Genomic DNA, 12,652 nt, shown 5'->3' with positions numbered 1-12,652 from the left:
CTTAACCTTTCTTCGCATCTTTGAATTCGGCCGCACGACGCTTGGACGGCCACATACCTTCAGGGCGGACCAGCATCATGATCACCATCGCTGCGCCGAACAGCAGCATGCGTGCGTTTTCAGGGTCAACCAGCATCTTGCCAAACGCCTTCATCTGCAGCGGGCCGATCACGTCACGCAGGATCTCCGGCGCGATGGTCAGCACCACGGCCCCCAGGATCACGCCCGGGATGTGGCCCATGCCGCCCAGCACCACCATGGCCAGGATCATGATCGATTCCAGCAGACCGAACGATTCCGGCGAGATGAAGCCCTGGAAGGTCGAGAACAGGCCACCGGCAACGCCACCGGACAGCGCGCCCAGCGCAAAGGCCAGCAGCTTGATGTTGCGGATGTTGAGGCCCATCGCCGCCGCGGCGATCGAGTCTTCACGCATCGCCACCCAGGCACGACCGATACGGGAGTGCTGCAGGCGGTAAACCATGATCACCACCATCACGGTCAGGAACAGGAACACGTAGTAGTACAGGTGCACCGGATTCAGGGTAAAACCGAACACCTCGACAGCCTTGCCCAGCGACAGGCCGCCGATCTGGATCGGATCGATCAGGTTGATACCCTGCGGCCCGTTGGTAATGTTCACCGGGGCGTTCAGGTTGTTCATGAAGATACGGATGATTTCACCGAAGCCCAGCGTCACGATCGCCAGGTAGTCGCCCTTCAGTTTCAGTACCGGAGTACCCAGCAGCAGGCCGAACATCGCGGCCAGACCGGCGCCCAGCGGGATCGAGATGTAGAACGGCAGGTGAATATCGAAGTGCGGCGAGCCCAGCAGCGCGAAGGTGTAGGCACCGACGGCGTAGAAGGCGATGAAGCCCAGGTCCAGCAGACCGGCAAAGCCGACCACGATGTTCAGACCCAGCGCCAGCATTACGTACAGCAGTGCGAAGTCGATGGTGCGCACCCAGGAGTTGCCCAGGGTATTGCCGACCACGAATGGCAGCACGGCCAGCACGATGGCGGAGGCAATAAACACCGCCAGTTTTTTGTTGGTATCCATAGTCATGCTCACTTGTCTCTCCCTGTTAGGCGCGATCGGCCATTTTCTCGCCCAGCAGGCCAGAAGGACGGAAGATCAGAACGACGATCAGCACAGCGAAGGCAAAGATGTCCTGATAGTGCGAACCCAGGAAACCGCCGGTCAGGTCACCAATATAGCCGGCGCCCAGACTTTCGATAATGCCCAGCAGGATGCCACCGGCCACGGCACCACCCAGATTGCCGATACCGCCCAGCACCGCGGCGGTAAACGCCTTCAGGCCGATCATGAAGCCCATGTAGTAGTGAGCCTGGTCATAGTTGGTGGCGACCATCACACCGGCGATGGCACCCAGCGCCGAACCCATCACGAAGGTCGCGGAGATGATGGTGTTGACGTTGACGCCCATCAGGCTGGCAACGGCCGGGTTCTGGCTGGTGGCGCGCATCGCGCGGCCCAGCTTGGTCTTCTCGACCACGACCAGCAGGCCGACCATCAGCAGCAGGCACAGGGCGACGATACCCAGTTGCAGCTTGGTGATGGTGGCGCCGAAGATCTCGATGGTTTCGTGATCCAGGATGGCCGGGAACGGGATGTAGTTACGACCCCAGATCAGGATCGCAACCTGCTGCAGCACGATGGACAGGCCGATCGCGGTGATCAGCGGTGCCAGCTTGGGCGCGTTACGCAGCGGGCGATAGGCCACGCGTTCGATGGTGTAGCCCAGCAGCATGCAGGCGGGGATGGCGACCAGCAGGCCGATCAGCACCAGCATCGGGCCCGGCAGACCGACACCGGCATTCATCAGGGTAGTAACGACGGTGATGGTAACCATGGCGCCAAACATCACGACTTCGCCGTGGGCGAAGTTGATGAGGCCCATGATCCCGTACACCATGGTGTAACCAAGTGCGATCAGGGCATAAATGCTGCCCAGCACGAGGCCGTTCAGGATCTGTTGCAGAAAAATGTCCACGGTGGGATCTCCTAAGGATGATTGTCCCGACGATTTATACGGGGTTTACCCTCTTTTACCGTCTTCTGTGCAAAGGTCGGCAGTTGGGTTTCTGTCCGACAAGCCGAGCGGATTATGATAGCGTATCCAATCGACTGTCAATCTGAAAAACTTGAGAAATTCAGGTTTTTTCACTATTTTTATTACACAAGACAAGTTATTGATTTTATTGAAAAAAACGGCAAAAAAAATTACCGGCAACGCTATGTTGCGTTGCAACCAAAGGCTTTTTTTGATGTTCTTTTCCGCGCGCATTCTTTTTGAAAATTTTCCTTTCTTTTCGCAAACGAACTGCTTTTGTTTCAATTCGAATCGCAAATCCGCCCCCAATGCACCAAATCCGCGCAAAAGCAAAAAACCGACAATGGATACAATCGATTTTATTTGTTTTTGCGCTCACACAACAAAAAAGCCACCTGCGACATGATCGCAGATGGCCTGTATGCTGATGAGTTTTCCAGATGGGTTTGATTACACCATTTGGAAAGGATACACCGAGCCTAGCGCCAGGATGCCGCTCAGTTCGTCCAGTGCGGTACGGCACTCGACGAGCAGTTGCGGGTCGGCCAGATCGCCCGGCGACAGGCGGTCGCGATAATGACGGTCTACCCAAGCATTAAGCGTGCCAAATAATGCATCGCTCATCATTACATTCGGATTGACTGCATCGATCTCCGCCGCCGACAGTGCCACGCGCAGACGCAGGCAGGCCGGGCCGCCGCCATTCTGCATGCTCTGCTTCAGGTCGAACACGCGCACCTCGTCGATCGGGCCGCCCGAGCTGCTCATCTTCTGCAGGTAGGTCCACACGCGCTCGATGTTGCGGCACTCTTCCGGTACCACGATGATCATCTTGCCGTCCGGCTTGGACAGCAGCTGGCTGTTAAACAGGTAGCTCTTCACCGCCTCCTCGACGCTGACTTCCGCCTGCGGCACCTCGATGGCGATGAAGCTGCCGCCGGCCGCGGCCAGCTTGCGGTCCAGCTCGGCCAGCACCTCGGCCTGATGCAGGAAGGACTTCTCGTGGTGGAACAGCACGTTGCGGTTACCGACCGAGATCACGTCGTTGTGGAACACGCCGGCGTCGATGGTGTCCGGATCCTGCTGCGCGTAGACCACGCCCTCTTCCTTCAGACCGTGCAGGCGGGCCACCGCCTGGCAGGCTTCCAGCGTCTGCCGTGCCGGGAAACGCGCCGGTTTCGAATAGCGGTTGTCGAAGGCGGCGGCACCGAACACGAAGAACTCCACCCCTGCCCCGTCGTACTCATGGCAGAAGCGGGTATGGTTGGCCGCACCTTCGTCGCCGAAGTGCATCTGCGCCGGCAGCGCCGGGTGCACCGCGAAGCGCGATTCGTCGGCAAACATCGCCTGCAGGATGCGGCGGGTGGTCGGATGCTCGATGGAACGGTGGAACTTGTTGTTCAGGTTGGCCGGCGTGAAGTGCACGCGACCGTCGGCGGTGTCGCCGGACGGGCTGACGGTGGCCGCGTTGGCGGTCCACATGCACGACGCCGAGGTGGCGGCCGCCAGGATGGCCGGCGCTTCCTTCGCGGCGCGGGCGATCACCTGCGCGTCGGTCCCGCCAAAGCCCAGCAGGCGCAGCGAGGCCACGTCTGGGCGCTCGTGCGGCGCCAGCACGCCCTGCTTGAAGCCCAGGTCGTGCAGCGCCTTCATCTTGGCCAGGCCCTGCTTGGCGGCCAGTTTCGGGTTGGAGGCGGCATTCTGGTTGCCGGTGGAAGCGACGTTGCCGTAGGACAGGCCGCTGTAGTTGTGCGTCGGGCCTACCAGGCCGTCGAAGTTCACTTCAAAAGCGTTGCTCACAGTACGATCCCCGGAGAAAGTTGAGACGGAACGGTCAGGCTGTCGCATTCCAGCGACGCGACCGGCCACGCGCAGTAGTCGGCGGCGTAGTAGGCACTAGGACGGTGATTGCCGGAGGCGCCGATGCCACCAAATGGTGCAGCACTGGACGCGCCGGTCAGCGGCTTGTTCCAGTTCACCACCCCGGCACGGCTTTCCAGCAGGTACTGCTCGTACTGGCCGCGATCGTCGGACAGCACGCCGCCGGCGAGGCCGAAGCGGGTGTCGTTGGCCAGCGCTATGGCCTGGTCGAAATCGCGGTAGCGGATGATCTGCAGCAGCGGGCCGAAGAACTCCTCGTCCGGACGCTGCGCACGGGTGGTGTCGATGATGCCCGGCGACAGGATGGCGCCGACCTCGGACAAGCGCTTCATCTCCAGCAGCACCTTGCCGCCGCTTGCGGCCAACGTGGCCTGCGCCTGCAGCAGCGCGTCGGCAGCCGCAGTGGAAATCACCGAACCCATGAACGGCTGCGGCTCATCGTTGTACAGACCGACCTTGAGGTTGGCCGCAACCTGGACCAGGCGCGCGATGAAGGCATCGCCGGCGGCGCCCTCCGCCACCAGCAGGCGGCGCGCGCAGGTGCAGCGCTGGCCGGCGGAGACGAAGGCGGACTGGATCACGTGATGCACGGCGGCGTCGACATCGGCAACATTGCCGACGATCAGCGGATTGTTGCCGCCCATTTCCAGCGCCAGGATCTTCTCCGGACGGCCGGCGAAATTCTTGTGCAGCAGGTTGCCGGTGCCGGAGCTGCCGGTAAAGAACAGGCCGTCGAGGCCGTCGTGGTTGGCCAGCGCGATGCCGGTGTCGCGGGCGCCCTGGGTCAGGTTGATCACCCCTGCCGGCAGGCCGGCCTCGTGCCACAGGCGCACGGTTTCCTGCGCGGTCCACGGCGTCAGCTCGGACGGCTTGAAGATCACGGTATTGCCCGCGATCAGCGCCGGCACGATGTGGCCGTTCGGCAGGTGCCCCGGGAAGTTGTACGGGCCGAACACCGCCACCACGCCGTGCGGCTTGTGGCGCAGTACCGCCTGCGCGTCGCCCATCGCCGCGGCGCGTTCGCCGGTGCGCTCGTTATAGGCTTTGATCGAGATCTCGACCTTGTTCACCATGGTGGTGACCTCGGTCTGCGCTTCCCACATCGGCTTGCCGGTTTCCTTGGCGATGATCTCCGCCAGCGCCGCCTTGTTGCTGTTCAGCAGTTCGCCGAAGCGGCGGATCACGGCCAGACGCTCGTCCAGCGCGGTGCGCGCCCAGCCCTTGAATGCGGCGCGTGCGGCGCGCACGGCGGCGTCGACCTGCTGCGCATCGGCGGCCTGGCCTTGCCAGATCAGGATGCCGGTGGCCGGGTTGCTCTTCTCCAGCTGCTCGCCGTTACCGGACAACCAGCTGCCGTTGATGAATTGCGTTGCCATTTATGCAGCCTCCTTTGGCGACAGTGCCACCACGCGCACCACGTCGCCCTGCTTGATATTCAGTGTTGCCGCCTGTTCCGCGCTCAGCGTGACGCTGTCCGCCCCCGGCGCCAGTTCGGCCAGCAGCACGCGGAAGCCGTCGAAGCCGGTGTTGGACACCAGATAGAAGCCGGTCGCGCCGGTCGCGCTGTCGCCAACGTTGGCCGCAAGCAGGCGGCTGTCGCGCACCGCGCGGATGTCGCGGGTGTAGGCCTGTACCGTCGGGCCGGCGTCGAAGATGTCGACGTAGCCTTCGTAGCGGAAGCCCTCGCTGTGCAGCATCGCCACCGCCGGGCGGGTGTTGTCGTGGGTCTGGCCGATCACCGCCTGCGCTTCCTGCGGCAGGAAGTCGATGTAGACCGGGAATTTCGGCATCAGCTCGGCGACGAAGGCCTTCTGACCGACGCCGGTCAGGTAGTCGGCCTGCGCGAACTCCATCGAGAAGAAGTGGCGGCCGAGCGCTTCCCAGAACGGCGAGTTGCCGGCGGCGTCGGACACGCCGCGCATCTCCGCCACCACCACCTTGCCGAACATTTCCGGGAACTGCGCCAGGAACAGGAAGCGGCTCTTGGACAGCAGGCCGCCGTTCTTGTTGACGCGGAAATCCGGGTGCAGGAACAGCGTGCACAGCTCGGAGTAGCCGGTGTGGTCGTTGGACAGGAACAGCGTTTCGTGACGGGTGTAGACGTCCAGCTCTTCCGAGGCGTGGACGATGGTGCCGACACGGTAGTTGTACCAGGGCTCCTTCAGGCCGACCGCCGCTTCCAGCGCGCAGATGCCGCCGACACGGCCGCTGGCGGTGTCCTCCAGCACGAACACGTAACCGCGCTCGGCCAGATCGGCCTCGCCGCTGAAGCTCTTCTCGGAACGGGCGATACGGGCGCTGAGGCGCTCTTCGTTCACCGGCAACGAGGTCAGACCCACGCCGGCGCTGCGCGCCAGCTCCATCAGGCCGTCCAGGTCGGACGCCTTGACCGGGCGAATCACCATCATGCTGCAACCCTCCCTTGTTCTGCTTGCAATAGTGGCGCGACACAGGCGATCTGGCCGCTGACGAGCGACAGCGCGCGCGCGGTATCCGGCGTGATGAACAGCACGTCGTCCACCAGGCTGGCGTGCGCCTGCGCCAGGGCGAACTGGTCGCTGCGATGGTTGGAGATCACCATCTCTTCGGCACCTTCCGGCAGCACCGGCGCCACCTCGACCTGCGCCCGCTGCTGGTGGCGCAGGCTGAACAGCTGGTCGACCTCGGCGGTCAGCACCGCGCCGCCGTCAAAGATGTCGATGTAGTTGTCGGCCTCGAAACCTTCGCGGCTGAGAATATTGAACGGACGCTCGAAATCGGGGTGGATCTGGCCGATGGCGTTCTGCGCCTGATCCGGCAGCAGCGGCACGTAGATCGGGTAGGTCGGCATCAGTTCGGCGATAAAGGTCTTGCTGCGCTGGGCGAAGGCCTGCTCCACCTGCGGGAAGTCCATATTGAAGAAGCGGCGGCCGATGGCGTCCCAGAACGGCGACTGCGCGTTGGCGTCGAGGATGCCCTGCATCTCGACCAGGATGCGGCGGCCGAAACGTTCGCGCGCGGCCGCCATATAGAGGAGTCGGGCGCGCGACAGCAATTCCAGCGCGCGCAGCGACAGGTTGGGCCGGCAGTAGAAGCCGAGCAGCTGCACCATGCCGGTCAGGTCGTGACACATGTTCAGCACGTGGATGCGATTGTTCACCTTCAGTGCGCGCGAGGCGTGCACCATGGTTTCACTGCGGTAGCTGTAGAACGGCTCTTCAAAACCGGCGGAGGCGCTGATCGACGCGGTGCCGACCACCTGGCCGTCGTCTTCCAGCACGAACATATAGTATTCGCGGCCGGTGCCGGCCACCGCCTCGTGCTCGAAGGCGCCGAGCGAGGTCTGGATTTTTTCGTAGAGCTTTTCCCGATTGTTCGGCAAGCTGGTGACGCCAATCCCGCTGTCCACCGCCATTGTTTCAATGACGGGCAGATCGGAAATGCGTACTGGACGCACGATCAACATGGTTACTTCTCCCTCGTGGCGTTCCGGAACCGGGCGCAGCAAGCCCCGCTCCGCTGCCATAGCGGCAGCGGAGTTCCCCAGAATGCGGATTTAATTAGGTTCCGGAAACGGAAATCAGGTGCGGTTGGCGGCAACCAGTTCGGCGATGGCGGCATCGAAACGTGCCAGACCCTCGTCGATGTCTTTGTCTTCGATCACCAGCGACGGGGCGAAGCGCACCACCGACAGACCGGCGACCAGCACCATCAGCTGATGGGCTTCGGCGGCTTTCAGGAATTCGCGGGCGCGGCCGGCGAACTCGTCGGACACCACGGCGCCGATCAGCAGGCCCATGCCGCGGATTTCCTTGAACACGTTGTACTTGGCGTTGATCGCGTTCAGGCCGTCGACGAAACGCTGATGCTTGGCGCGCACGCCGGCCAGCACTTCCGGACGGCTGACGATCTCGATCACCTTCTTGGCCACCGCCGACGCCAGCGGGTTGCCGCCGTAGGTGGTGCCGTGGGTGCCGACGCCAAAGCTCTTGGCGATCTCGCTGGTGGTCAGGATCGCGCCCACCGGGAAGCCGCCGCCCAGGCCCTTGGCCGAGGACAGGATGTCCGGGGTCACGTTGTATTCCTGGTAGGCGTACAGCGAGCCGGTACGGCCGACGCCGGTCTGCACTTCGTCGAACACCAGCAGCGCATTGTGCTGGTTGCACAGCTCGCGCGCCGCGTCCAGGTAGGCCTGGGTGGCCGGCAGCACGCCGCCTTCACCCTGTACCGGCTCGATCACCACCGCGCAGGTCTTGTCGGAGATGGCGGCCTTCAGCGCGTCGATGTCGTTGAACGGCACGTGGGTGATACCGGCCGGGTTCGGGCCGAAGCCTTCGGTGTACTTCGGCTGGCCGCCGACGTTGACGGTGAACACGGTACGGCCGTGGAAGGAGTTGGTGCAGGAGATGATCTCGTGCTTGTCGGCGCCGTAGTGGTCGGCGGCGTATTTGCGCGCCAGCTTGAACGCGGCCTCGTTGGCCTCGGCGCCGGAATTGCACAGGAACACGCGCTCGGCAAAGGTGGTTTCGGTCAGCAGCGTGGCCAGTTCCAGCGCCGGCTCGTTGGTGAACACGTTGGACAGGTGCCAGACCTTGTTCGCCTGCTCGGTCAGCGTGGCGACCAGCTCCGGATGGCAGTGCCCCAGGGAATTAACCGCAATACCGCCAGCAAAATCGATGAACTCACGGCCTTGCTGATCCCACACGCGGGAGCCGGCAGCCTTGACCGGGATGAAGCCGGCCGGTGCGTAGTTCGGGACCATGACCTGATCAAAGGTATCGCGGGTAACGTTGGTGCTCATTGATAGTTCCTTATTGCAATCTGTACTGGATTTATTGTGTGAACAGCGTCTGTTACCGATTCTAATCCAATCATGGAAACAGGCCATATCCTCTTTGCGACATCCACTTACACATTTCCCTGAAATGTCCAACAATGTGCAATCACAATAAAATTCTATAAAATCAGATGGTTAGAAATATTTTTATAGATAGGCGCCGGATTTGTCCGGAATTTCGCCGCTTCCCGCCGCCGGCGCCGATCTGCCGGCGCGGCCTGCGCGCTTGATTCGCGTCATTGGCAGGGGCGTCAAGATTACCGACACTCGTGCTTTGCACCAAGCCAGGATATCCCGCATGTCGCCCCTCCCCGTCTTACAAAGGTTGGCCGCCACCCCTCATCGCGCGGCATTCTTGCCCGGCCTCTTCGCCGCCCTGCTGCTGCTGGCGGTCTGGAGCAGCGAACTGCTGCTGCGCCAGCAGGGCGCCAGCCTGCACCGCGAGCTCAGCCCGCTGCAGGCGCACGCGGCGCTGATGCTGTACGGCCTATTTCCGTTTTTCATGACCGGCTTCATCCTCACCGCCGCGCCGCGCTGGCTGAACGCCGCCTCGCCGGCGCGCTGGCGCTGCGTGCTGATCCCGCTGCTGCTGTTTGCCGCCCTGCTCTGCGCGCTGGCGGCACTGCCCGGCTCGCACTACTGGCTGGCCGCCGCCGCGCTGCTGTGGCTGGCGGCGCTGGCGCTGCTGGCGCAGACCATGCAGCAGCTGCTGCGCCAGAGCAGCGTCAGCGACCGCCTGCACGCACAGGCGGTGCTCGCCGCGCTGCTGGCCGGCTGCGGCGGCCTGCTGGCGATGCTGTACTGGCTGCTGGCGGATGTGGCGGCGGCGTGGTGGTGGATGCGCAATCTGGCGCTGTGGGGCTTCCTGCTGCCGGTGTTCCTCGCCGTCAGCCACCGCATGCTGCCGTTTTTCACCCAGAGCGTGATTGCACCCTATCAGGTGTGGCGACCGCGCTGGCTGCTGCTGACGCTGGTGGGCGGCAGCTGGCTGTACGGCGTGCTCGCCATTGCCCAGCTGCCGCTGTGGCCGGCCAGTCTGCTGCTGTGCGGCCTCGGCGCCGCCTGCCTCTATCGCTGGCAGTCGTGGCGCAGCCGCAGCGTCCCCCTGCTGGCCATGCTGCACCTCGCCTTCGCCTGGCTGCCGCTGGCCTTCCTGCTGCTGACGCTGGCGGATTTCGGCCTGGTGTCGCCCTTGGCCGGGCTGCACGCGGTGACGGTCGGTTTTTTCATCACCATGCTGGTCGGCTTCGCCTCGCGGGTGATGCTGGGCCATGCCGGTCATCCGCTGCAGGCCAGCCGCGGCCTGTGGTGGCTATACCTGCTGCTGCACGGCGTGGCGCTGCTGCGCGTCAGCGCCGACCTGCTGCCGGCCTTCGCGCTGCGCGGCTATGTGCTGGCGGCGCTGAGCCTGCTGCTGGGCCTGCTCGGCTGGACCTGGTTCGGCCTGCCGCTGCTGGCGCGCAAGCGCGCCGACGGCAAGCCGGGCTGAGCCGGCAGCCTATTCGCACCATAAAAAAGGTTGGCCGCAAGCATGAAGCTTGCGGCCAACCTTTTGTGCGGGCGGCGTGCCGCGTCAGGCGACGCGGTTCATGCCCGCGCTCACACGTTCAGATACGACGACTGCTTCAGGCCGCGGCAGAACTCGGCGAAGTAGCTGGAGCGCTCTTCCGCGCTCAGGCCGGCGGTACGCGCCTTGGCTTCGTAGCAGTTGAGGATTTCCTCCGGCGACAGGTGCACGTAGCGCAGCATGTCCTCGATGGTGTCGTGCTCTTCCACGCCCTCGTACGACAGGCGGCCGCCTTCGCGCACGTAGACGTTGACCGAGTCCGTATCGCCGAACAGGTTGTGCATGTCGCCCAGGATTTCTTGGTAGGCACCGACCAGGAACACCGCGATCAGGTACTCCTCGCCCGGCTTCACCTCGTGCACCGGCATGCTGGACTCGATGCTCTGCTCGTCCACGTACTGCTTGACCTTGCCGTCGGAGTCGCAGGTCAAATCCTGCAGCACGGCGCGCCGCGTCGGCTGCTCGTCCAGACGGTGGATAGGCATGATCGGCAGCACCTGGTCGATGGCCCAGGTATCCGGCAGGCTCTGGAACACCGAGAAGTTGCAGAAGTACTTGTCGGCCAGACGGTCGGTCAGGTCGTCAAACACCTGGCGCTGCGAACGCTGGCTGGCGGTCAGCTGCGACAGCAGACGGCGGCACAGCGCGGCGTGCAGTTGCTCGGCGACGGCCTTTTCCTTCAGCGTCAGGCGGCCTTCGGCGTACATGTCCGACACTTCCGACGCCAGGTGGCTGGCACGGTAGTAGGTCTCGGTCACCATTTCGGCGTCGGTGAGGCTCATCAGCTCGTACAGCTTGGCCACCGGCTTGGCCAGCAGGCTGGCGTCGTCGATCTGCGGCATGGTGTCCGGCAGGCGCTCGACGTCGGTGACGTTCATCATCAGCACCGCGTGGTGCGCGGTCATCGCGCGGCCGGACTCGGACAGGATGCGCGGATGCGGGATGTCGTTCTCGGCGCAGAATTCGTGCAGCATCGACACGATCACCTGCGCGTACTCGTCCATGTCGTAGTTGATGGAGCTGGCGTTGCGCGAGTGGGTGCCGTCGTAGTCGACGCCCAGGCCGCCGCCGACGTCGACGTGATCGACCGGCAGGCCCAGCGCGCGCAGCTCGGCGAAGTAGCGGATCGCCTCGCGGAAGCCGGCACGGTAGTCGGCGATGTTGGCGATCTGCGAGCCCATGTGGAAGTGCATCAGGCGCACGGTGTCGCCGTGGCCGGCGGCCACCAGCTTGTCCACCGCCGAGATCAGCTGGCCGGCAGAGAGGCCGAACTTGCCCTTGTCGCCACCGGTATCCGCCCATTTGCTGGACGCCAGCGAGGACAGGCGCACGCGCAGGCCGATATTGGCCTTCACGCCCAGCTTCTGGCTTTCCTCGATCAGCAGGTCGACCTCGGACTCCTTCTCGATCACCAGAAACACCTGGTGGCCCAGACGCTGGCCGATCAGCGCCAGGCGGATGTAGTCGCGGTCCTTGTAGCCGTTGCAGATGATGGTGCAACCCTTGGGCGCCAGCGCCAGTACCGCCATCAGTTCCGGCTTGGAGCCGGCTTCGAGGCCGATGGACACGTCCGGGGTGGCGATGATGCTCTTGACCACCGCCTCCTGCTGGTTGACCTTGATTGGGTAGATCGCGGTGTACTTATTGTCGTAGCCGATGCCGGCGATGGCGCTGTCGAAGGCGCGGCACAGGCGGGTGACGCGGTCTTGCAGGATGTCCGGGAAACGCACCAGCAGCGGCATGTCCAGACCCTTGTCCGACAGCGTGTGCGCCAGTTCGTACAGATTGATTTCGCGCTGCTGGTTGGCGTTAGGACGCACCTTGACGCAACCGCTCTCGCCGACGTTGAAATAGCCAGCCCCCCAATGCCGGATGCCGTAGAGGCTCCGGCTATCTGCCACAGTCCAAGCCATGAAAGGATTTCCTGCTGAAAATTTGGAAAAACTGCTCCTTAGTGCGCGGCTTTCGGGCTAAGAAAGCTTCATGTGGGCCTGGGATGTCGGAGCGCGCAATAAACGGCTGATCGCCGCAAAATGAGCGCGGATTTTAGCAACATCACGCGCTGTGACAAGCACAATTTTGGGCCGTCCATTTTAATCGACACGACGCCGGCCACCCCTGCGGCCAACACCCCAGTGTAGCGGCGTCATGTGAATGTTTTTTAACCGTTCCGCCACCGTGCGACCGCCGCCGCGAGCGACCGCCGCGTCCATGATATTCAACACCGCGGCCGCAGGTTGATGTCGCACCGCAACATGCAGCAAAACGTCGACGCCGCTGCACCGTTGCGTGCCACGCCCGGGCGGTGGCACG

9 protein-coding genes are annotated in these 12,652 nt (G+C 63.5%); 1 reads left to right on the top strand and 8 read right to left on the bottom strand.

All coding sequences use genetic code 11. The annotated features are described in order from the left end of the window. Position 1: 1 nt before the first annotated feature. The 7 genes from IE100_RS02195 to IE100_RS02165 all read right to left on the bottom strand — a co-directional run bounded on the left by IE100_RS02195 (position 2) and on the right by IE100_RS02165 (position 8,736). The gene (locus IE100_RS02195; RefSeq protein WP_229800184.1) at positions 2 to 1,066 is read right to left on the bottom strand and encodes an ABC transporter permease subunit; all 1,065 of its coding nucleotides are present in this window, start codon (positions 1,064 to 1,066) and stop codon (positions 2 to 4) included. 19 nt (positions 1,067 to 1,085) lie between these two features. After that, on the bottom strand, positions 1,086 to 2,015 hold the full coding sequence (locus IE100_RS02190; protein WP_189372513.1) for a branched-chain amino acid ABC transporter permease: 930 nt from the start codon (positions 2,013 to 2,015) through the stop codon (positions 1,086 to 1,088). 510 nt (positions 2,016 to 2,525) lie between these two features. Beyond that, positions 2,526 to 3,875, bottom strand: a complete 1,350-nt coding sequence (gene astB / locus IE100_RS02185; protein ID WP_229800183.1) for an N-succinylarginine dihydrolase — start codon at positions 3,873 to 3,875, stop codon at positions 2,526 to 2,528. Beyond that, the gene (gene astD, locus IE100_RS02180) at positions 3,872 to 5,332 is read right to left on the bottom strand and encodes a succinylglutamate-semialdehyde dehydrogenase (protein ID WP_189372511.1); all 1,461 of its coding nucleotides are present in this window, start codon (positions 5,330 to 5,332) and stop codon (positions 3,872 to 3,874) included. The genes astB and astD overlap by 4 nt, the downstream gene beginning before the upstream one ends. Next, complete coding sequence (gene astA, locus IE100_RS02175; RefSeq protein ID WP_189372510.1) at positions 5,333 to 6,364, bottom strand: arginine N-succinyltransferase; 1,032 nt, start codon at positions 6,362 to 6,364, stop codon at positions 5,333 to 5,335. After that, positions 6,361 to 7,401: an arginine N-succinyltransferase gene (gene astA / locus IE100_RS02170; RefSeq protein WP_189372509.1), complete on the bottom strand. Its 1,041-nt coding sequence runs from the start codon at positions 7,399 to 7,401 to the stop codon at positions 6,361 to 6,363. The genes astA (IE100_RS02175) and astA (IE100_RS02170) overlap by 4 nt, the downstream gene beginning before the upstream one ends. 114 nt (positions 7,402 to 7,515) lie before the next feature. Next, positions 7,516 to 8,736 carry an aspartate aminotransferase family protein gene (locus tag IE100_RS02165; protein WP_189372508.1) on the bottom strand — a complete coding sequence of 407 codons (1,221 nt, stop codon included), beginning with the start codon at positions 8,734 to 8,736 and terminating at the stop codon, positions 7,516 to 7,518. A gap of 334 nt (positions 8,737 to 9,070) precedes the next feature. Here IE100_RS02165 and IE100_RS02160 point away from each other — a divergent pair, with 334 nt between their 5' ends. Then, complete coding sequence (locus IE100_RS02160) at positions 9,071 to 10,261, top strand: NnrS family protein (protein WP_189372507.1); 1,191 nt, start codon at positions 9,071 to 9,073, stop codon at positions 10,259 to 10,261. A 110-nt stretch (positions 10,262 to 10,371) separates the two neighbouring features. Here the strand turns inward: IE100_RS02160 and speA are convergent, their stop codons facing one another. Continuing rightward, entirely contained in the window at positions 10,372 to 12,252 is a 1,881-nt protein-coding gene (gene speA, locus IE100_RS02155) for an arginine decarboxylase (protein ID WP_189372506.1), read from the bottom strand. Between the last annotated feature and the right edge of the window lie 400 nt (positions 12,253 to 12,652).

The sequence above is a fragment of the Vogesella alkaliphila genome (genome assembly GCF_014652475.1).
GTDB lineage: Bacteria > Pseudomonadota > Gammaproteobacteria > Burkholderiales > Chromobacteriaceae > Vogesella > Vogesella alkaliphila.
This window is presented reverse-complemented; position numbering and strand designations above follow the sequence as displayed.

Bases quoted from the DNA above. Each gene is read 5' to 3' on its own strand.
- IE100_RS02195 (WP_229800184.1), bottom strand. From the start codon at position 1,066: ATGACTATGGATACCAACAAAAAACTGGCGGTGTTTATTGCCTCCGCC.
- astD (WP_189372511.1), bottom strand. From the start codon at position 5,332: ATGGCAACGCAATTCATCAACGGCAGCTGGTTGTCCGGTAACGGCGAG.
- astA (WP_189372510.1), bottom strand. From the start codon at position 6,364: ATGATGGTGATTCGCCCGGTCAAGGCGTCCGACCTGGACGGCCTGATG.
- astA (WP_189372509.1), bottom strand. From the start codon at position 7,401: ATGTTGATCGTGCGTCCAGTACGCATTTCCGATCTGCCCGTCATTGAA.
- IE100_RS02165 (WP_189372508.1), bottom strand. From the start codon at position 8,736: ATGAGCACCAACGTTACCCGCGATACCTTTGATCAGGTCATGGTCCCG.
- IE100_RS02160 (WP_189372507.1), top strand. From the start codon at position 9,071: ATGTCGCCCCTCCCCGTCTTACAAAGGTTGGCCGCCACCCCTCATCGC.
- speA (WP_189372506.1), bottom strand. From the start codon at position 12,252: ATGGCTTGGACTGTGGCAGATAGCCGGAGCCTCTACGGCATCCGGCAT.